Source organism: Streptococcus sp. WB01_FAA12 (assembly GCF_012843315.1).
In the GTDB taxonomy this organism is placed as follows: Bacteria; Bacillota; Bacilli; order Lactobacillales; family Streptococcaceae; genus Streptococcus.
In genome coordinates this window covers 29,181-49,918 of sequence record NZ_JABAEX010000001.1, presented here as the reverse complement: position 1 = coordinate 49,918, position 20,738 = coordinate 29,181, and the positions used below count along the sequence as shown (strand labels likewise).

At 42.7% G+C, this 20,738-nt stretch carries 22 protein-coding genes; 1 reads left to right on the top strand and 21 read right to left on the bottom strand.

Annotated features, from left to right (window positions below; genetic code table 11):
- Positions 1–67 precede the first annotated feature (67 nt).
- The 12 genes from HF881_RS00270 to ybeY form a co-directional block, all read right to left on the bottom strand.
- Positions 68–1,216 carry a DUF1887 family protein gene (locus HF881_RS00270; RefSeq protein ID WP_169446598.1) on the bottom strand — a complete coding sequence of 383 codons (1,149 nt, stop codon included), beginning with the start codon at positions 1,214–1,216 and terminating at the stop codon, positions 68–70.
- 179 nt (positions 1,217–1,395) lie between these two features.
- Positions 1,396–2,256 carry an SAM-dependent methyltransferase TehB gene (tehB, locus tag HF881_RS00265; protein WP_169445983.1) on the bottom strand — a complete coding sequence of 287 codons (861 nt, stop codon included), beginning with the start codon at positions 2,254–2,256 and terminating at the stop codon, positions 1,396–1,398.
- Positions 2,257–2,270: 14 nt separating this feature from the next.
- Positions 2,271–2,738 (bottom strand): SsrA-binding protein SmpB, encoded by a 468-nt coding sequence (gene smpB, locus HF881_RS00260; RefSeq protein WP_169445982.1) that lies wholly within the window; start codon positions 2,736–2,738, stop codon positions 2,271–2,273.
- A complete protein-coding gene (rnr, locus tag HF881_RS00255; RefSeq protein WP_169445981.1) occupies positions 2,701–5,055 on the bottom strand; it encodes a ribonuclease R in 2,355 nt (784 codons plus the stop codon). Before rnr ends, smpB begins: the two co-directional genes overlap by 38 nt.
- Positions 5,056–5,150: 95 nt before the next feature.
- Positions 5,151–5,384, bottom strand: coding sequence for a preprotein translocase subunit SecG (gene secG, locus HF881_RS00250; protein WP_007519515.1), 234 nt, complete (start codon positions 5,382–5,384; stop codon positions 5,151–5,153).
- A gap of 39 nt (positions 5,385–5,423) precedes the next feature.
- The gene (gene rpmG, locus HF881_RS00245) at positions 5,424–5,573 is read right to left on the bottom strand and encodes a 50S ribosomal protein L33 (RefSeq protein WP_001809104.1); all 150 of its coding nucleotides are present in this window, start codon (positions 5,571–5,573) and stop codon (positions 5,424–5,426) included.
- Positions 5,573–6,772, bottom strand: coding sequence for a multidrug efflux MFS transporter (locus tag HF881_RS00240; protein ID WP_169445980.1), 1,200 nt, complete (start codon positions 6,770–6,772; stop codon positions 5,573–5,575). The genes rpmG and HF881_RS00240 overlap by 1 nt, the downstream gene beginning before the upstream one ends.
- Positions 6,759–7,364, bottom strand: coding sequence for a dephospho-CoA kinase (gene coaE / locus HF881_RS00235; RefSeq protein WP_169445979.1), 606 nt, complete (start codon positions 7,362–7,364; stop codon positions 6,759–6,761). Before coaE ends, HF881_RS00240 begins: the two co-directional genes overlap by 14 nt.
- Entirely contained in the window at positions 7,364–8,188 is an 825-nt protein-coding gene (gene mutM / locus HF881_RS00230) for a DNA-formamidopyrimidine glycosylase (protein WP_169445978.1), read from the bottom strand. The genes coaE and mutM overlap by 1 nt, the downstream gene beginning before the upstream one ends.
- Positions 8,189–8,236: 48 nt before the next feature.
- Positions 8,237–9,136: a GTPase Era gene (era, locus tag HF881_RS00225; RefSeq protein ID WP_169445977.1), complete on the bottom strand. Its 900-nt coding sequence runs from the start codon at positions 9,134–9,136 to the stop codon at positions 8,237–8,239.
- Positions 9,137–9,152: 16 nt separating this feature from the next.
- A complete protein-coding gene (locus tag HF881_RS00220; protein ID WP_169445976.1) occupies positions 9,153–9,548 on the bottom strand; it encodes a diacylglycerol kinase in 396 nt (131 codons plus the stop codon).
- Entirely contained in the window at positions 9,529–10,026 is a 498-nt protein-coding gene (gene ybeY / locus HF881_RS00215; protein WP_000275171.1) for an rRNA maturation RNase YbeY, read from the bottom strand. Before ybeY ends, HF881_RS00220 begins: the two co-directional genes overlap by 20 nt.
- A 104-nt stretch (positions 10,027–10,130) precedes the next feature.
- Between ybeY and pavA the strand changes: the two genes are divergently transcribed.
- On the top strand, positions 10,131–11,786 hold the full coding sequence (gene pavA / locus HF881_RS00210; RefSeq protein ID WP_169445975.1) for an Rqc2 family fibronectin-binding protein PavA: 1,656 nt from the start codon (positions 10,131–10,133) through the stop codon (positions 11,784–11,786).
- A gap of 32 nt (positions 11,787–11,818) precedes the next feature.
- On the opposite strand, the gene deoD is transcribed toward pavA, so the two are convergent.
- From deoD to HF881_RS00165, 9 genes are all read right to left on the bottom strand, one after another.
- Positions 11,819–12,529: a purine-nucleoside phosphorylase gene (deoD, locus tag HF881_RS00205; protein ID WP_000022091.1), complete on the bottom strand. Its 711-nt coding sequence runs from the start codon at positions 12,527–12,529 to the stop codon at positions 11,819–11,821.
- 349 nt (positions 12,530–12,878) lie between these two features.
- A complete protein-coding gene (locus HF881_RS00200) occupies positions 12,879–14,162 on the bottom strand; it encodes a chloride channel protein (RefSeq protein ID WP_169445974.1) in 1,284 nt (427 codons plus the stop codon).
- Positions 14,163–14,164: 2 nt separating this feature from the next.
- Positions 14,165–14,974 carry a purine-nucleoside phosphorylase gene (locus HF881_RS00195; RefSeq protein ID WP_169445973.1) on the bottom strand — a complete coding sequence of 270 codons (810 nt, stop codon included), beginning with the start codon at positions 14,972–14,974 and terminating at the stop codon, positions 14,165–14,167.
- On the bottom strand, positions 14,971–15,531 hold the full coding sequence (locus HF881_RS00190) for a DUF1697 domain-containing protein (protein WP_169445972.1): 561 nt from the start codon (positions 15,529–15,531) through the stop codon (positions 14,971–14,973). Before HF881_RS00190 ends, HF881_RS00195 begins: the two co-directional genes overlap by 4 nt.
- A 1-nt stretch (position 15,532) precedes the next feature.
- Positions 15,533–16,744 (bottom strand): phosphopentomutase, encoded by a 1,212-nt coding sequence (locus HF881_RS00185; RefSeq protein WP_169445971.1) that lies wholly within the window; start codon positions 16,742–16,744, stop codon positions 15,533–15,535.
- A gap of 23 nt (positions 16,745–16,767) precedes the next feature.
- Positions 16,768–17,451, bottom strand: coding sequence for a ribose-5-phosphate isomerase RpiA (gene rpiA, locus HF881_RS00180; protein WP_169445970.1), 684 nt, complete (start codon positions 17,449–17,451; stop codon positions 16,768–16,770).
- A 105-nt stretch (positions 17,452–17,556) separates the two neighbouring features.
- The gene (locus tag HF881_RS00175) at positions 17,557–18,486 is read right to left on the bottom strand and encodes a peptidase U32 family protein (protein WP_169445969.1); all 930 of its coding nucleotides are present in this window, start codon (positions 18,484–18,486) and stop codon (positions 17,557–17,559) included.
- Positions 18,487–18,611: 125 nt separating this feature from the next.
- A complete protein-coding gene (locus tag HF881_RS00170; RefSeq protein WP_169445968.1) occupies positions 18,612–19,292 on the bottom strand; it encodes an ABC transporter ATP-binding protein in 681 nt (226 codons plus the stop codon).
- A 13-nt stretch (positions 19,293–19,305) separates the two neighbouring features.
- Complete coding sequence (locus tag HF881_RS00165; protein ID WP_169445967.1) at positions 19,306–20,361, bottom strand: ABC transporter permease; 1,056 nt, start codon at positions 20,359–20,361, stop codon at positions 19,306–19,308.
- Between the last annotated feature and the right edge of the window lie 377 nt (positions 20,362–20,738).

Below are 20,738 nucleotides of genomic sequence, written 5' to 3'. Positions count from 1 at the left end.
CCTTTTCTCATTTATTCGAAAAAGAACTAAAAAAAACTGGAATTCCAGCCTTTCATAATATTATTTCTTATCTTTTTTGTCTCTTAGAATATTTTTTTAGCATGGGAATGAGATTGGGAATCTGCTCACTTCTAATGACCAGCACGCCGTATTCTTGGCAACGATTGGCATAAACGGGATTGATTTTTCCCGTACAAACAATCAACTTGAGACAACTCTCCCCAGCAAAATGATTGGCATAGACTTCAAGCTCATTGATGGCTTCAACTGATAAATCTGTCATCTTGCAGGAGATAAAGGTAATCGAGCGCCCCTTTCTCAGAATGACATCAATCTCATTTTGAACATTGTCCGCCTCTGGAAAGATACCATTCCAATCAATTTCACCGCCTATCATGCACTCATCAAACAGCTGAGATTCGAGCGCCAAGAGGTAGAGATACAGCTCTAAAATGTGCCCTTTGTTGCGACAAAAGACTTGGGCTTCTTGACTTGGAAAGCTGTAGCTTACTCGCTCCTTGTCCTCGCTTTCAATACGAAGCATCCCCGCTTCCACTAGTAAGGGGATGACGTATTCTGGATAGTGGTAATACTTGCCGTTGTTTTCCAGAATCTTTTCTGTCTCAGCATGAAGGTCATTGGTCTTAGCTAAAGAGAAAAATTGGGTCACTTGGTACCAGCGTGCGGGATTGACAATAGCTGAGCTGGCTAATTTTTTGATGGCAGCAATTTGCTGAGCTGAGTGGATAGGGCGTTTGGATTTGAGCATTTTTCCACCACGCAAGGATATCAACTGTTGGATGCTTAGGGTAGGAATGTCCAAATCTTCTTTTTCCAACTGACCAGCTACCCACTTGTATTGTTTTCCCCGCTCGGCATCCATGGCAACGATGGGAAGGTGGCGATCCAAGCCGTATTGATAGAGGGATAAGGCCAGTAGCGAATCTCCTCCAAAAACATCGAGAAGGACTTGGTCATAACCTGCTAGGCAATAATCTAACTGATCAGACATCTGTTCTAAGGATAGTTGACGAAAGGTCACTCGTTGGATATGGGGAACCTCATCCAAGATAAAATGGCGCAGTGAAAGTTTATCGTTATTACTTATTTTCGTCAAAGATAGAAAGAGAATCTCGTCACAATCACTGACAAAGGCTTGGTAGACATTCTTTTCCAATACATGCCGATCATACAGTTCCACCAAAAGACTCACCATTCGACCACCTCCATCATCTACAACTTCTTGCGCTGAGAGTGACAGCAATACAGCTCTACTGCTCAGATTTCCTACTTCTAGTATAGCATAAAATTCTGTTCGCCCCAATCAACCAACGCAAACAAAAAAGCGAATAGAAATCTTGCAAAGTGGTCTCTATTCGATGGTATAGGTTTGATTTATTTGACTTTTTTGGCTAACATAGTCGCAAAACGTAGTTGAATGCGATTGCCATTTTCATCGCGACGGTGAAGATGGCCTGGATTTTCATTGTACTTAATCAATTCCCAATCCTTGTAGTAGTCTGCTAACTCCCCTTCTTTAAAGGTGAATGGGAAGCTGACTGAGCAAGGATAATCCTCTGTATCCATGGCACAGACGATAAGGTTATAGCCACCGACCGTAGTGTGCTCCTGCATATTTTGGATAATAGCTGGAATGCGGTCCGCTTGTAGGAACATCAGAACAACTGTTGAAACGATGAAATCATAGTCTTGGCTAACACTGGCTGAATTGATATCATAAAGTCCAACAGGCATGTCTAGATCCTCTTGCTCTACGATGCTTTGCAAGATTTCTAGAGATAGTTCATTTTGATCCACAGCTGTCACATCAAAACCATTCTGTGCAAGAAAGAGAGAGTTACGGCCTTGACCACAACCTAAATCCAAGGCTCTTCCTGGTTTCACCGTTTGCATAGCTTCTAAGACTTCCGAATGGACTGGATTGGTATTGTATTTCTTAGGGAAATAATCCTCAGGTTTACAATAAAATTCCAAGTACCATTCTACATCGTCTGTTGCGGCCTCTACTCGGTGCCAGGCTTGTGGTTGCGCCATGGGATTTTCACCTCCTGCCTCAAAGAGGTGCTCTGCTAGAACCTCACCATCTTCTGTCAATTCAATAAACTTGAGAGTTCCTTTTAAAACAGTAATCTTGCCCCAAGTCCCAACCTTGGTATTGTGTTTCTGCTGAACAGCCTCTGGCATGGTTTCTTTAGTCCACAAAGGCATACGTTTATAGGCAACTAGTTTTTCCATCTTCATTCCTCTTTTTATCGCTGATTAACAGCTTTCATAACACGCGCGATGTCGCGGTTTTGCTCACGACGCTTGATTGACTCCCGTTTATCATAGTCATGTTTCCCTTTGGCAAGTCCTAAAAGGAGTTTGGCGTAGCCATCTTTGATATAGACTTTAAGGGGAACAAGGGTCATTCCTGTCCCTTTGGTCTCTTGTTCCAACTTTTGGATTTGTTTCTTATGGAGTAAGAGTTTGCGGCGGCGTTCAGGTTCTTGGTTCCAGATATTGCCCTCTTCGTAAGGGGCGATATGGACATTGCTCAGCCAGACCTCCCCATTTTTTATTTGGGCAAAGCCGTCCTTGAGATTGATTCGAGCCGCTCGCACACTCTTAATTTCCGTTCCTGTCAGCACCATTCCTGCCTCTAGCGTATCTACGATTGTATAGTCGTGGTGCGCCTTTTTATTTTGTGCGACGACCTTTCCCTCGCCCTTTGCCATGCTTGGCTCCTTTCTTAGCTACTTCCTTGTAAAAAGGTTTCTTTCCCTTTTTCTTCTTGTCTTTTTGTGAATGCTTGCGCTTATCATTTGAGCGTCCTGATTTTCTCTTGTCTTCCTTCTTATCCGAACGACGACTTGAACCACGACCCCTGTCACTACGACTAGACTGTTTCAAGCCCTTCTCAATCACATCAAACTCACTTGGGATAAAGGAGAAATCAATCTCTCCTGTCATCTTATCCGCTCTTTCTACGCGAATACGAATCTGCTGTCCTACACGGAAGGTTGTACCCGATTTCTCCCCGCGGAGTGTCAAGTCACGCTCGTTGAAATGATAAAATTCAGGCAAATTAGTAATGTGAATCAAGCCTTCAACTGTGTTCGGCAATTCGACAAAAAGACCGAATTTAACGATACTTGATACAACCGCATCGTACTCTTCTCCCACGTATTCTTCCATGTACTCAGCCTTTTTCATAGCTTCGACTTCACGCTCTGCTTCGATGGCACGACGCTCACGGTTTGAAGACTGGGTCGCAATCTCTGGAATCACTTGCTCAAAATGCTCTGCTATTTCCTTGGAACGCCCATAGTCCCGAATCATCCGATGGACTAGAAGGTCTGGATAACGTCGAATCGGGCTAGTAAAGTGGGTGTAATAGTCTGCAGCTAGTCCATAGTGACCGTGATTATGCTCAGAATAACGAGCCTGTTGCATGGAACGGAGAAGCATCATGGACAATACATCCGCATAAGGTTCTCCCTCAACAGCACGCATGATATCTTGGAGGGCCTCCTGGCTAATCTCGCTAGCAGTTCCATAAATTCGCAATCCAAAGCTCGAAGCATAATCAATAAACTTCTGAACTTTTTCAGCCTTAGGCTCCTCATGAATCCGATAGATAAAAGGTAGGTCCAACTTGCTAAAGTGCTCGGCAACTGTTTCGTTAGCAATCAACATGAAGGACTCGATCATCCGCTCTGCAACGCCGCGTTGACGAAGAACAATATCCACAGGCTTGCCTTTTTTATCCACCAAAATCTTAGCTTCGCTGGTATCAAAATTAAGGGCACCACGTTTCTCACGCATGCTTTCTAGCGTTTCATGGAGCTTGGCCATGAGCTCGATACTAGGAACAATTTTCTTAAACTCTTGTCTCTTTTCCTCATCGCCAGCCAGGATGTCATTGACAGCGCTATAGGTCATACGGAAACTAGTCTTTATAACTGTTTGTGTGATGGTGTAGTTGACTACACGACCATGTTTATCAATCTCCATAATGGCAGACTGGGTCAGGCGGTCAACTTGCGGATTGAGAGAGCAGATGCCATTTGACAAACGCTCTGGAAGCATTGGAACCACTCGGTCTGTCACATAGACAGAAGTCGCGCGGTTAAGTGCTTCCTTGTCGAGGGCAGAGCCCTCGGTCACATAGTAGGAAACATCTGCGATGTGAACTCCAAGTTCGATATTGCCATTTTTCAAAGACCTGATGTGTACTGCGTCGTCCAAGTCCTTGGCGTCCGCACCGTCAATGGTAAAGGTAAGCTCACCTCTCAAATCAAGACGCCCTTCCATATCCTTCTCTGATGGAGCATCAGGCACACTTTCAGCTTCTTTAAGAACAGCTTCTGGAAATTCTGAGACAATATCCATGGATTCCAAGACTTCAAGAACGTCAATCCCAGCATCAGTCGAGTGTCCCACCACGTCCAGCACACTAGCGACAAAGAAATCGTGTTTCTTACTTGGGTACTTGTCGATAAAGACCTTTAGAACTTCTGTTCCTTCAAGTTTGAGGGCTGGTTTCTTCACATAGATTGGTTGGCTGATTTTCTGATTTTTGGAACGGATATAGCCGGCATACTTGGGCTTTTCCTGATCCAGAACGATTTGGCCGACAGCTGTCGTCAGGCTATGTTCTAGGATATCAATAATTTTGGCTTCTGCTGCTGTTCCCTTGTTACGGTCAGCAACTTTCTTGATGACCACCTCAACGGTATCGCCATCAATGGCATAGTTGACATCGTTTTTTCCTACAAAAAGATCGTCCTCTTCACCTTCCAGACTGACAAAGCCGAAGCCATTTTTATGGGCATGAAAAACCCCTTTGAGGGTAATTTCATGTTTCTTCTTCTGGTCCAAGGTGAGGCTACCATCTTCTCCAAATCGAATCTGGTGCTTCCTTTCCATCAGAGACAGAGTTTTAATCAACTCACGGAAATCCTTAGATCCTTCCTTTCCGAGAGCCTGAGCCAGGTCATTTACCGTCACTCGCCCCTTCTCTTCTAAATATTCTTTAATTTTATCTTTCATGTTTTCTTTCTAGATTTTTATAATTTCTTTTGATTGATAACTTTAGAAGTGTCATTAAAAATAAAAATAGGCAAAGACCTAGTCCTGCCCATTTCTTATCTACTTGATAATACCGTCAATGCTAAGGCAATGGCTAGCCAGAAAAAGACTAAAACACCTGTCAAACGTTGCATCACGGCTTCAAAACCACGCGCTTTACTACGTTCAAACAAATCACCTGAGCTGGCATCAAATACATTGCTGGATTGGTTCTTAGTTGGTTGCATGAAAATCGCAATCACAATCACAACAGATAATACTAGTAAAATGGTTAATAATAGGTTGTACATATCAAACTCCTTAAAATCCCTATTATTTTACCATAAATTCTACTTAGATTCAAGATGTAGGGTTACTTTTCTTTCCTTAGGACAATACTTTAAAACCTCAATCTTGTCTGGATGGGTTTTGGAGTTCTTACTGGTTAGGTAATTAATACTGCCACAAGAGGAGCATTTGAGATTAATTTTTACTCGCACTAGATTTCCTTTACTTTTAATAATGATCTAAATTGAACTAAGTTACATAAACAGCTGAAAGCCACACAGGCTGCTGTCGCATAAAAAACAGAGTGGTAGCCAAATTGCCCTGCTACTGCTGAACCAGTCATGGGACCAACAACACCCCCAAGGTAGAAAAAGACTTGGTTAAAGGCAAAAATCCTTGAAATGCCTGCTTTGGGAGTCATCTTACTAAGCAATGCATTAACACCTGGTATCAGAGCACCCGTTCCCAAACCAAATAGAAAACGATACAAGCCAAGTTGAAGGGGGCTGGTTGCATGGGCACAAAGTAGGTAAATGATGACGGAATAAATCTGCGCCACGACCAACAATCTATGATTCCCTACCTTATCGCCAAGTTTTCCTAGAATTCCAGCACTCATCATGCTAGAAAATCCCATGCTGGATACGATCAATCCTGATACGAAGAGGAGATTCTCAGTCTGCCCTAAGTCCCGCACATAGAGAGCTAGAATGGGACCAATTGATTGAGCTGAAAATTGAATGACGAAGCTAGTCAAAAATAGATTCACTAAAAGCCTAGGATACTTGAAAGAAGAAAATACTTCTTTCGTTGGGATAGCCTTCTCCTTAGCTACTGGCTGAAAATCTTCCTTGATAAAGAAAATGGTTAGAATTGCAGCTGAAAATAAGAAAGCACCTACCAATAAAAAGACATTACGAATGCCAAAAATTTCAGCAATTAAACCTCCAACAAAAGGACCCGTCAGTGTTCCTGCAACAACACCTGTTGATAGAGTCCCCAAAGCATAGCCAGACTTATCCTTGGGGACTTGACTGGCTATTAAAGCTGTCGCATTCGGTACGAAACCTGTAAATACGCCATTTAGTAATCTAAGAAAGATTAACCAATAGATATTTGGAACAAAGGCCAAGCCTCCCATGGTGATGGTCATAGCAAGCCCAGCTCGAATCATCATGGGTTTACGACCGTACTTGTCAGCAAGAATACCCCAGATAGGAGAAATCAAAGCTGCTGAAACTGCCGAAACTGAGATGGCTAATCCAGCATAGAAAGCAACTTGGTCACTCTCGATTCCCAACTGCTCTACAAAGATAGGCATAAAAGGGACGACCAAGGAAATACTGGCTCCCGTTAGAAAACTACCGAACCAGGCGACACGAAGATTCTCTTTCCAACTAATCTCTTGCACAGCTATCGCCTCCTTCAAGTAGAAAAGCTACCTGATCTAGAAGTTGATTCTGATTTCCATTATTATCAAGAGCATGACTAGCCAAGCTTTTCTTTTCTTCTAAAGACCACTGGGTTGCCAGACGCGACTGGGCGACTTCCTTAGAAAGCTGATCCCGTTTCATGAAACGTTCTAATTGGATATCATGGTCCACATAGACCAGCCACGTTTCATCAAACCAGGTGGCATAGTCCTGTTCAAAAAGCAGGGGAATATCCATGAAAAAAATCGCTTCTGTCTGAGCCAACTGTTCTCTTAGTGCAGCCAGTTCCTCACGAATAATCTCTCCTTGGGTTCGCTTAGACCATTCCCGCTCTTCAGGGTTTGAAAAGATGAGACTAGCTAGGAGAGGGCGATTGAGTTCTCCATTTTCTAAGATAATTTCCTGTCCAAAGTGCTGAACTAAGACCTGATATAGGCGCTCTCCAGGTTTTTGTAACTGGTGAACAAGTTGATCAGCATCCACAACTTGAAAGCCTTTTTGTCTTAGAAAATTTGTCACAGTTGACTTCCCAGAGGCAATTCCTCCTGTGATTCCAATGATTTTTCCCATCAGTCCCTCCTTTGACACTGAGGACAAAAATGAGTTCCACGTCCACCAAGCTGGATTTTCTCAATGATGGTACCACAGCGTGAACATGCTTGACCAGTCCTATCATAGACCTGATGAAAATCCTGCATAGTTCCGTCTTCCCCAAAGGCATTGGTATAGGTTCGAATGGTAGAGCCGCCCTTTTCAACTGCCTGTCCCAAAACAGCAATGGTCTGGTCATGAATAGCTGACGCTTCTTCTGCCGTCAAAGTCTGGGAAAGTCTAGATGGATGAACCTGAGCTCGCCAGAGGACCTCATCCACATAGATATTGCCAAGGCCAGCTACCAAGGTTTGGTCTAGGAGATGGGATTTGATAGGCTTTTTAGACTTGGATAGAGCAACTTGAAAGACCTGCAAATCAAAGTCCTGCTCTCTTGGCTCAGGCCCTAGTTTTTTAGAAACAAAGTAGGCTTCCAAAAGGTCAGGCGCCAATAGTTCCATAGTACCAAACTTGCGTACGTCCTCATATACAAGCGTTCCCCCGTCCTCAAACTGGAAGAAAACATGGGCATGCTTGCGTTCAGGAACCTGGTCTGGATAGTAAAAATACTTGCCCTCCATCCGCAGATGGGAAATCAAGACCTTGTCAGTCAGGTAAAAAAGTAGATATTTTCCACGACGCCCCATGGACTCAACAATCTGACCAGGCACTCCCTTTTGAAACTCGTCCAAATCTGTCTTGATCATCTTGGGATAACGAACCTCTACACTCAAAATTTTCTTTCCCAAAATCAATTTTTCTAAGCCACGACGAACCGTTTCAACCTCAGGTAATTCGGGCATAGTTCCTCCTTCTGTAAAAACAAGAAGCAGGCATGAGCCCACCTCTACTTAGTATTCTTTCTCATTATAGCCAAAATCAGCCAAATCTAGCTTTTTATCACGCCAGTTTTTCTTGACCTTGACCCAAGTTTCTAGGAAAACCTTGTCCCCTAACATGAGTTCGATATCACGACGAGCCATAGTCCCAATTTTCTTGAGCATGGCGCCACCTTTTCCGATGATAATGCCTTTCTGACTATCGCGCTCGACCATGATGGTTGCACGGATATGAACCTTGTCTGTCTCTTCGTCACGCTTCATAGAGTCAACCACTACGGCAACTGAGTGAGGAATCTCTTCACGAGTTAGGTGCAAGACCTTCTCACGAATCATTTCTGAAACTAGGAAGCGCTCTGGATGGTCTGTGATTTGATTAGCTGGGAAATACTGGAAACCTTCCTCAAGATTTTCACTGAGGATGTCAATTAGACGAGAAACGTTATTTCCTTGAAGGGCTGAGATAGGGACAATTTCCTTAAAGTCCATCTGGTTACGGAAGTCATCAATCTGAGCCAAAAGCTGATCTGGGTGGACCTTGTCAATCTTATTGACCACCAAAATAACTGGAACCTTGGCAGCCTTCAGACGCTCGATAATCATATCGTCCCCCTTGCCACGCGCTTCGTCAGCTGGCACCATAAAAAGAACGGTATCCACTTCACGAAGGGTACTGTAGGCAGATTCTACCATAAAATCTCCAAGAGCCGTCTTAGGCTTGTGAATTCCTGGCGTGTCGATAAAGACGATTTGCTCCTTATCCGTTGTGTAAATCCCCATGATTTTATTACGTGTTGTTTGCGCCTTGTCACTCATAATGGCAATCTTTTGCCCCATGACGTGATTCAAAAAGGTTGACTTCCCAACATTGGGACGTCCTAAAATGGCCACAAAGCCTGATTTAAATGTCATAATTTCCTCTTAGTGTTTAAAATAATAAATCCCAAATGCGTGGGAGAAAGATAAGTGCACCTGTTACCGCAGCAAAAAGAGAGACCACCAACACGGCTCCTGCTGCCATGTCCTTGGCTTTCTTTGCCAACATAGAAAAGTGGTAATGACTGGCTAGATCCACCACATTTTCGATAGCGGAGTTCATAATCTCAAACGCTACTACCAAGAAAATGCTCATTAGGAGAAAGAGCCATTCGATTCGTGACACCTGAAAAACAAAACCTGCAAGGATAACCACAAGGGCTGTCACTGCATGTTTTCGCATATTGCGTTCTTCCTTGATCGCAGTCAGAATTCCTGTAAGGGCAAATTCTAAACTGGATACCAGATCACGATTTTTCCATTTTCGTTTATTGTCTTGTGAGTCCATAGGCTGTTAAAATTTCTTCTTGTAAACCGAACATCTCCGCTTCTTCTTCCGGAGTGTAGTGATCATAGCCGTTAATATGTAAAAAGCCGTGTACTGCCAAGAAGCCCATCTCACGCTCAAAGCTGTGACCGTATTCCTCGGCCTGCTCATACGCTTTATCGATAGAGATGAACAGTTCCCCAATATAGGCATCAAACTCAGACATCATCTCTGCCAATTCAGGATTTTCAAGCAAATCCTCTTCGTCAAAGGCAATGTCCAACTCTGGCTTATACTCAAGGCTGATGACATCTGTCGGACGATCCGTATCACGGTACTCGAGGTTGAGTTCGTGGCTACGCTCGTTGGTCACAAAAGTGACTGCCATCTCCTTGTCTTCTTTTCCTATCTTTTGGGCTGCAAATTCCAAAATCTCTTGGGTTTGTTGCAAGATTTCTTGTGAAACTTGACCAGTTTCATCTACCATTTCAATATACATGTACTTCTCGATTCTCTTTACTTGGCTTTATTATACCACATTTCCATGATTTTATCCTACCTTTTTGATATAATACTATGGAATACAATCACAAGGAGAGAACGATGTCATTTGACGGATTTTTTTTACACCACATGGTTGAGGAATTGCGAAGCGAGTTGGTCAATGGTCGCATTCAGAAAATCAATCAGCCTTTTGAACAAGAGTTGGTCTTGCAAATCCGCAGCAATCGCCAAAGCCATCGCCTGCTCCTCTCTGCTCATCCCGTTTTTGGGCGGATTCAGCTAACCCAAACGACTTTTGAAAATCCAGCCCAACCTTCTACTTTTATCATGGTTTTGAGAAAGTATTTACAAGGCGCTGTGATTGAGTCGATTGAGCAAGTGGAAAACGACCGTATTGTGGAAATTACCGTTTCCAATAAAAACGAGATTGGGGACCATATTCAGGCTACTTTGATTATCGAGATTATGGGCAAACACAGCAATATTCTCCTCGTGGATAAAAGTAGCCATAAAATCCTCGAAGTCATCAAACACGTCGGCTTTTCACAAAATAGCTACCGCACCTTGCTTCCAGGATCGACCTATATCGCTCCGCCAAGTACCGAGTCTCTCAATCCTTTTACTATCAAGGATGAAAAGCTCTTTGAAATCCTGCAGACCCAAGAGCTAACAGCCAAAAATCTTCAAAGCCTCTTTCAAGGTCTAGGACGAGATACGGCAAACGAACTGGAAAGTTTATTGGTTAGTGACAAACTATCCACTTTCCGTAACTTTTTCAGTCAAGAAACCAAGCCTTGCTTAACAGAGACTTCTTTCAGCCCAGTTCCTTTTGACAATCATGTAGGAGAGCCTTTTGCCAGCCTTTCTGACTTGCTGGACACCTACTATAAGGATAAGGCTGAACGGGACCGCGTTAAGCAGCAAGCCAGTGAACTCATTCGCCGCGTTGAAAATGAGCTTCAGAAAAATCGCCACAAACTCAAAAAACAAGAAAAAGAATTACTGGCGACAGACAATGCTGAGGAATTTCGCCAAAAGGGTGAATTGCTGACAACCTTCCTCCACCAAGTGCCTAATGACCAAGATCAGGTTACCTTGGACAACTACTACACCAATCAGCCTATCACCATTGCGCTTGATAAGGCCTTGACTCCCAGCCAGAATGCTCAACGCTATTTTAAACGTTACCAGAAACTCAAAGAAGCTGTCAAATACCTGACTGAACTGATCGAAGAAACCAAGGCCACCATTCTTTATCTAGAAAGTGTCGAGACTGTGCTCAACCAAGCTGGACTGGAAGAAATCGCTGAAATCCGTGAAGAATTGATCCAAACAGGCTTTATTAGAAGACGCCAACGCGAAAAAATCCAGAAACGCAAAAAACCAGAACAGTATCTGGCAAGCGATGGCAAGACCATCATCTATGTCGGACGAAACAACCTGCAAAACGAGGAATTGACCTTTAAAATGGCCCGCAAGGAAGAACTTTGGTTCCATGCCAAGGACATCCCTGGAAGCCATGTCGTCATCTCAGGAAATCTTGACCCATCTGACGAAGTCAAGACAGATGCGGCCGAACTAGCTGCCTACTTCTCCAAAGGGCGTCTGTCAAATCTCGTGCAAGTAGATATGATTGAAGTTAAAAAACTCAACAAACCAACTGGTGGAAAACCTGGCTTTGTAACCTACACAGGACAAAAGACCCTCCGTGTCACACCAGACCCAGAAAAAATCGCATCTATGAAAAAATCCTGATTTCACTTGAAATCAGGATTTTCTTTTACATTTTACTCCGCAATCAAGGTTTCCAAACCAACCTTCATCATATCGGTGAAGGTGTTTTGGCGTTCTTCTGCAGTGGTGTCTTCATCTGGATTGACCAAGCTATCAGAAATGGTCATGATAGCAAGTGCATCGACGTGGTGTTGGGCAGCAAGATAGTAAAGGGCTGCTGCTTCCATTTCCACAGCCTTAACTCCCCATTTACCAAGCTCGATGTTCTTTTCAAAGTAGTTTGAATAAAAGACATCTGATGACAAAACGTTTCCAACGTGGGTGGTCATACCAAGTTCTTTGGCGATATGGTAGGCCTTGTCAAGCAAATCAAAGCTAGCGATTTGTGGAAAATCATACTGTGGCCAGTCGTTGCGGATGATGTTTGAGTTGGTTGCAGCTGCTTGCGCTAAAACCAATTCACGGACGTGGACATCTTCATTCAAAGAACCAGCAGTTCCCACACGGATCAATTTTTTCACACCGTAGTCTACGATCAACTCACGTGCATAAATCGAAATGGATGGCATTCCCATCCCAGTTCCCATGACAGATACACGGTGCCCCTTGTAAGTGCCAGTGTAGCCAAACATGTTACGCACTTCATTAAAACAAACAGCATCTTCAAGGAAATTCTCCGCAATAAACTTAGCACGAAGCGGATCCCCAGGAAGAAGAATTTTATCAGCAATTTCACCCTGCTGAGCAGCAATATGGATAGACATAATTAAGATATAAAGGGTGACAGAGAACAAAGTAAAAATAGGAAACTGACGAAGCATCGCAGATGCTAGACAGTTTATCTTACACAGTTCTCCGCCCGTATTCAGTTCAGCAAATACGGTTTACCCATCCTTTCTTTTATTGTTATGAAAAGTTTTCCGCTCGTGTTCAAATTAGAACACCTCGCTCTACCTTTCTTTTTTTATTTTTATATTTCATAGCTAGGAAAAATCGTATTCAATCATGACTTCGATAAGCCTACTACATTTTTATTTAAAACAGTTATTGATAAACTGACAATAGTTTTTAATCTTTTAAGATAAATCCTTGATTAGAAGAAACGGGCATTTCCTACCTAATTACTTTATTCTTTGACATCTTACACAGTATGCTAGCCCAAGGAAAACGATCTAACACTTTTGCAAAACCATAAGCCAGGAAAGCAGTTACTAAGAGATACGGAAGAGAATCTATACCTAGCCCAGTGAAACCTATAACTAATCCGGTTGCAGAAATGGGCGCCCTCAAGGTCACAGATAAAAAGCAAACAGATCCCAAAAGTAAAACGGTTGGCTGACTGTCCAAACCTAGAATCATGCTCAAGAGAGCAGCTCCAGCCATCCCCAAGGCAAAAGATGGCGTAAGAGTACCACCATAGGCCCCTGCCCAAAGTATAATAAGAACGACCACTGCTTTTAGGAAAAACATGAGAAGCACTGTTTGACCACTGCTACCATTTAAAATTTCCTGAGCCATCATGCGTCCATTGCCAAGTAGATGCGGAAAGTAAATTGCCAGACCAACAAGAAAAAGAAAAGCTGAGGGCAATGTGAGAAGTATTCGTTTATCTTTTATCCTGTTTAAAGACACTTCTTTACTTAAACGACCAAAAAGCCAAGCTAGGGGGGTTAAGAAGAGAAGTAATAAAGGGGCAAACCACACTTCCTTTAATGACCATGCAATAGCTGGAATCTGGTAGAGAGCATGATCTGAAATAACCAATCCTGCTGTATAGGTTGACACATAGGTAGTCAAACCGACTAAGACAAATCGCTTGATAGATAGAGTAATTCCTAAAGTCTCAAAAACGAAGAAAACACTTGTTAATGGAACCTGATAGACAGCCGCTAAACCAGCACCAGCACCACAAGCAAGGAGAAAGATGCGATCCTTCATAGACAGTATACATATTTTTCCAATTGGCCCTGCAAATAGAGTTCCAATCTCTCGTGGCGCAGCTTCTTTGCCAATAGGTGCTCCCCCTCCAACTGCAAGAATCTGCCAAATTGAATGAAATAGCTGTCTTAAAAAATGAAGCTTGTATTGTGAAGTCTCATCCTTCATCTGAGCTTTGATGGAATAAATCTTCGACCCTTTTTGCAAGAAGTACCAGACTAAGGACGAGCTAAGACCCACGATTATTAAACTTAGTCCTATCCGTGAGGAGGAAACTCCATCTGTCAAAAATCCACTATGATGCTCTGACTGACCAAAAGCTAGCCCCTCCACCATCTCTAAAAGATAATGGAGAAATATACCAGATAAACCCGAAACTATTCCTTGCAGAATCACTGCTACGAATAATCTAAAATTATAAGGGATTTTTCGAAAAATACTCCTCAATTCTATTAACATGATTACAATTCAGCAAGAATCGCTTTAAGCAAGCCTTTGAAGTCGCCTTTAACACGTTCTGTTACTTCCACAACTTCTTCGTGGTTGAGTTCTTCTTGGAAACCAGCAGCATGGTTAGTAATACATGAAATACCGAGAACTTTCAAACCTGAGTGAGCCGCAACAATAACTTCAGGAACTGTAGACATACCAACTGCATCTGCTCCCAATGTCTTATAAGCACGAATCTCTGCTGGGGTTTCATAAGTCGGACCTGTTACACCAATATAGACACCTTCATCAAGCTTGATACCAAGTTTTTTAGCCACTTCATGGGCAGTTGCACGGTATTCTGGTGTGTAGGCTTTAGACATATCTGGGAAACGTGGACCAAAGTCATCCAAGTTTTCACCCATCAATGGGTTTTGCCCCGTCATGTTGATATGGTCTGAGATAGCCATCAAGGTACCAGGACCAAATCCAATACCTCCAGCTGCATTGGTTACAATGACACCTTCACATCCGAGAACTTTCATCACACGTACTGGGAAAGTCACGATTTCGAGAGGATTTCCTTCGTAGAAATGGAAACGACCTTGAAGAGCCAAGACCTTGCGCCCTGCAAGGTCACCATATACCAATTTCCCAGCGTGACCGACTACTGTCGAACGACCCCAGTCTGGAATGTCTGCATAGTCTACTACAACTGGATTTTCGATTTCTTCTGCAAGTTCTCCCAGACCTGATCCAAGGATTAGACCGAACTCAGGTACTTGGATACCCTTTTCTTTCAAGAAAGCAGCTGTTTCATTGATTTTATCTAAAAATGTCATTGTGTGTCTCCTTTATTATTTTTTAGCATTTGACCGATTTTGTCAAAAGTTTTAGCATTGCGAATGGTGATGTTGCGATAAAAAGGCATCTTTAGTAAGTACTTGTGATAGGCAGTTGCATAGTAAGATTCTTCAGAAAATTTCCCCCAGAAAATCCCAATTTTCCCAAAATGAATGACTTCATCTTCCAGTTCCAAACTATCCACTTTCTCAATGACTTGATCCACATCCAAGCCCTCAGTATAAAAGAGGACGTCTTTTCGTGCCAAGTATTCATTCCACCAACCTGGTAGATTGTCAAGTTCCGCCTCAAAGTCCTCTAGACTCAGTAAAGAAAAACTCTGAATAAATGGATAATGGACTTCAAAGAAAGCTTTCAACTTTTCAACCAATCGGGCTTTGGGAGCGGTCGAAGTAAAGAAAATGTTGCCACTGTTGATGTAGGTTTCAACTTTTTCCAGTCCCAACTCTGTCAGTTCTTGACGAAGTTGCGCCATGACAACCTTATTTTTCCCACCGACATTAATGCCCCGAACAAGTAAAGCATATCTCGTCATCTTATACCAATTTATCTAAGAAACTTTCCCCAATCATGGCTGTTTCAACACCAAAGTTATCCGCAACTGTTGCTGAGATATCTGCAAAATGTCCAACTGGAATGACACCATTTCCTTTAAAGGCAGGACTGTAAGCCAAAAGTGGAATGTATTCACGAGTGTGGTCTGTTCCTGCATAGGTTGGGTCATTTCCATGGTCCGCAGTAATCAAAAGAAGGTCATTTTCTCTCATGGCGGCGATAATTTCAGGCAAGCGTTCATCAAACTCATGCAAGCAATCACGGTAACCATGAGCATTGCGGCGGTGGCCGTAAAGGGCATCAAAGTCAACCAAGTTTGTGAAGGAGAATCCTTTTTCAAACTCAGCAAGACCCATAGTCTTCAATAATGTATCAATTCCGTGGCTGTTTGACTTGTTATGACCCATGTCATGATTGATTCCTGCACCGTTAAAGATATCGTTGATTTTACCAACAGCGTAAGTATCGATACCAGCTTCGTTCAATTTATCCAAAACAGTTGGTGCAAATGGAGAAACGGCCAAGTCACGACGATTTGCCGTACGAGTGAAGTTACCTGGCTCACCCACATAAGGACGGGCAATGATACGACCTAGAAGAGCAGGACGCTCAAGGGTAATCGAACGCGCGTATTCACAGATACGGTACAATTCATCCAAAGGAATGATATCTTCGTGGGCAGCAATCTGCAAAACAGGGTCAGCTGAAGTATAGATAATCAACTCCCCAGTTTCCATCTGACGTGGTCCAAAATCGTCGATAACAGCTGTTCCTGAGTAAGGTTTGTTGGCTTCACGAATAACCTTGCGTCCTGAAAATTCTTCGATTTTTGTCAAGATTTCTTCTGGGAATCCATTCCAGAAAGTATCGAAAGGTTCTGTAATGTTAAGGCCCATAATTTCCCAGTGTCCCGTCATGGTATCCTTACCAAGAGATACTTCTTCCAATTTTGTCACATATCCTGTTGGATTGCTTTCAGCTGGTACAGTCTTCAGAGGCGTTTCGCGAGGAATATTTCCTAGACCGATTTTAGCCATGTTTGGCACATTCAAACCAACTGTTTTTGAAATGTGTCCCAGTGTGTCAGAAGCTCCATCTGGAACTCCTGCATTGACAAAGTTATTGGCATCTGGTGCAGCACCGATTCCCACAGAATCCAGTACCACCAAGTGAATACGATTAAATTTTGACATAGTCTGTCTCCTTACTATCTTAGTTATCTTGCTTTTGTTGAAGTTAAAATCTGAACCCCGTCTCGTCCAGCAACGATGACCTTATCCACCATTTGGTTGAACAAGCCATGCTCTACGACACCAACGATATGGTCCAATTCTTGCCCGAAGGCAATCGGATCTTCAATGACATCCAAGGCTAGGTCAATGATAAAGTTCTGCATATCGGTCACAAAACGTTGGTCGTCTTTTTCACGGAAACTTGGCTTGTAGCCAGCTCGCTCAAACCGACGAAAGACCTGTTCTGCACCATACTGAACGACTTCCACAGGCAATTTAAAAGCACCTAGTTTTTCTACCAGTTTGCTTTCATCCACCACCCAAATGTATTCTTTTGATGGTGTCGCTACAACCTTCTCCATGAGAAGGGCACCACCACCACCTTTGATCCCATTAAACTGGCTATCTACTTCATCCGCTCCATCGACTGTCACATCGACAAAGTCCACTTGATCAATCGACTTGAGCGGGATGTTAAGATCTTCAGCCTGTTTACTGGTCACACCGGAAGTCGTTACAGCAGTAATCTGCAAACCTTCTTCCTTAATCCGACGACCGATTTCTTCTACGAAATAGTAGGCAGTTGATCCAGTACCGAGTCCGACAACCATGCCATCCTTGACAAACTCAGCAGCCTTGATACCTGCCATCTTTTTCAGATTCTCCACTTAAATACCTCCATTAAAGAGCTACTTTTATTATAACATGTATCCGTTTTTATTTCATGAATACACTTGAAAAACCCGAACATTTTTATTTCGGGTTTTCGTGTCCTATTTAACCATATCAGGATCGTAGTCATAAAATCCTGTATCAAGGAAACGATTTTTGGGATGGAGCTTGCGCACTTCTTCGTCTAGCAAGAAGGCTTGATCATGGCTGAATTTGCCCTCTTGAATCAAACCGCGAGCTTGAATAAAGAGTTTAGCAATCTCAATAAAGTTCTGACCAGGAGTGTAGAGCCCTTCTAGTTTCCAATGGGTGAAACCATGCTCCACCAACTCAGTCAATTTGGTCATCAAATCAAGGTCATTGTTGGCAAAGATATGGGTACCATGATTATCTTCAAAGATGGAATAATGGCTCTCTGGGTCACTTGGTTCTGCCAAGAAAAGGTCCCGTTTACGCGTCTTTTCATCATCAATATGTGTAAAGTTATAGTAGTTTTGCAAGAGCGGACGCTTAGAATGGTGAATGACGCTAGCTCCGTAAACCAACACTTCAGCCGGAATTTCCAAAATCTCGGACATCTTGAAGAGTTCAGCAGATGGAATTTCACGCGCCAAAACCGCCTCAGATGCGCCAGCCTTTTGGCCCCAGAAGTTAATCTGACGACTGCTTGTCACCATAGTTGAAGCATCGTAGATAGTCTTGAAGGAATAGCCATCACGGTTGACCACATAAAAAACACCCGCATCTCCTACTGTAATATAGTCTGTCTTGATTTCTTCCAAGAAGTCTAGGAAGGGCTTGATACGGTCCATCATATCTTGGTGCATGAGGGCGTTGACTGCAACGATCAATTCCTTACCCGCATCATGAACCAGCTTAGCGATGGTGCGCAACTCTTCATAACTAAAGGTCGTTGGCAGACGAAGGCCAAAATCTTTCTCACCGACATAGATACGGTCTACGCCAGCTTCGAGTAGTTGTTCAACTTGTTCAATACTTTCAGCAGTTGCTGTAATGATAATCTTTTCCATAAGAAAAATTATACCACATTTCTCAAAAATCAGCTATGAATACTAGGAGTTTTATAAAAAGTCAAACTCTTTTTTAAAGTTTCCAATCAAAAAAGTGAACAGTAACTTGTACCATTCACTCTATTTTATGCATGTGTTTCTTCAACTAGGTGGCCATCGTTCATAACATAGATACGGTCGACCTTATCAAGAAGACGAGTATCATGCGTAATCATAACAACTCCTCTACCTTGTTCATGGGCAATGGCAGCCAGCATCTCCGTTACTTGGTAGGCACGCTCAGTGTCTAGACTGGCTGTCGGCTCATCTGCAAGAACGATACTTGGATTGTTATAGAGCGCTCTAGCAATGGCCGCACGTTGACGTTCGCCACCTGATAAATCCTTGGGATAATGATCTTGTACTTTTGCCAAATCCAACAAGTCAAACAGCTCTTTTCGGTCACTTTTACTATTTTTTCCCTTATCCAATCTGTCAATCAAATCCAGCTGTTCCTTGACTGTTAGAAAAGGAATTAGGTTTGAAGCCTGGAGAATGAAACCAAACTCTCTAAAACGGAGATCTGTTTTTTCCTTCTCCGTCAAACTGCCTGTTTCCTTCCCCTTTACCAAAATCTTTCCACTCGATGCTTCCTGTAGTTGTCCTAGAGTTGTTAGAAAGGTTGTCTTGCCAGAGCCAGAAGGCCCAACGATAGCTACGAACTCTCCCGCATTTAGCTGAAAATTCGTCTCATGCAGGGCAACGACTTTCATCTTTCCTTCCCCGTAGGTTTTTGTCACTTGATTCATTTCAATCAATGCTGTCATACTATTCTCCTTATCATTCTGCAATTGCAGTAATCGGGTCCACCTTTAGCAAGCGTGGAAGTGAAATGACACCACCTAGAAGGGCCATCAAGCAAATTACCAAGCTTAGGACAGAGTAGGCTATCCAGCTTGGGTAGAAAAAGAAGGTAGCTGGTAAAACCAAAATCACTCCTCCGATTGCCAGCAAGGCTAGAGCAATCCCCATACCAGCTAGGAGAAAGATTTGACAGAAAAGAGACCATACAATGGTTTTGATCTGTATTCCTTGAGCTCGCATTATTCCATAAAGTCCAAGTTTTTGGATGGTAATGATATAAACAAAAATCCCCACAATCAAGCCTGTGATAACAATCATAGCAAGAATCATCCCTGAAAATACATTAACCTGAGGTGTGTAACCAGGAATTTTCGAAATCATTTTTGGGATGGAAATCTGTTTCAGTCCATCACCAGTCACTTCTATATCATTTTTCAATACCAAGGCAGAGATGGAACGGTTGGCTTTCAAGGTTCCTTGTAAGGTCCAATAAGTCGTCAGACTCGTAAAGACAACAGGCTCAGTGAAAAATTTATTTCCTTGAGTCAGGCCTACAATCTTGTAACTTACCTCGCTTCCATTGAGCTGAATGGCATCGCCTAGCTTAATCCCATAGTTCTCAAAAGACTGATCCACGACAACCTCATCATCTCCTTCAGGATAACGCCCCTCCGTCAAACTAGGTGAGATAAAAGCGTCCCAGTCTTGAGCAAAAATGGAAACATTGACCTTTTCACTACCATCGACTAGATTGGTTACAGCAAACATATAGCCCAATGGAGCAGCCTCTTCAGAACTCTTATCCTTATAGTCCTTTTCAGGAATAAAAGATGCCGTCAAATTATCATTTGCGTAGTCAGATAAAACCACACCCGTCGCTTGCCAGTTATCAATAGCGGCTCGGTTGTTTCGCACAAGACCAAGAGCTAAACTGGTCATAAAAAAGACCATGAAAGCGATAAGAAAAATGGTAGTTAGAATCAAACTATATCGAAGTTTATTTCGTACTATTTCTTTGATAGCAAGATACATGCCTATCTCCTTTAGCGTTTCCCAGAGGTAGCAAGAAGGCCACCCAATCCAATAGACAGAATTTCTGTCCTTCCATCCATTCAAAACAACTCCTACCTATTCTTTTAAAATGAATCACGGTAGCAACTCAACAAATCATCTTAGGAAAAGCCCTTGCTTGCTATCAATTTATATAAGTTATCCTTTCCTTTCTCAGTATATTTATAATAGAGAAGGTTAGGTCATCTGTTTTAAGTGTAATATCCATGCTATCACTTTCCCCAGTGGGTGTCAAGAAGAGCGACTTAGAAGATGATAAGAGACTTTAGTAGTTTTGTAACCATTCTGTAACAATTCTCTGCATAAAAAATGATAAAATAGTTAGGTACTGTTAAGGA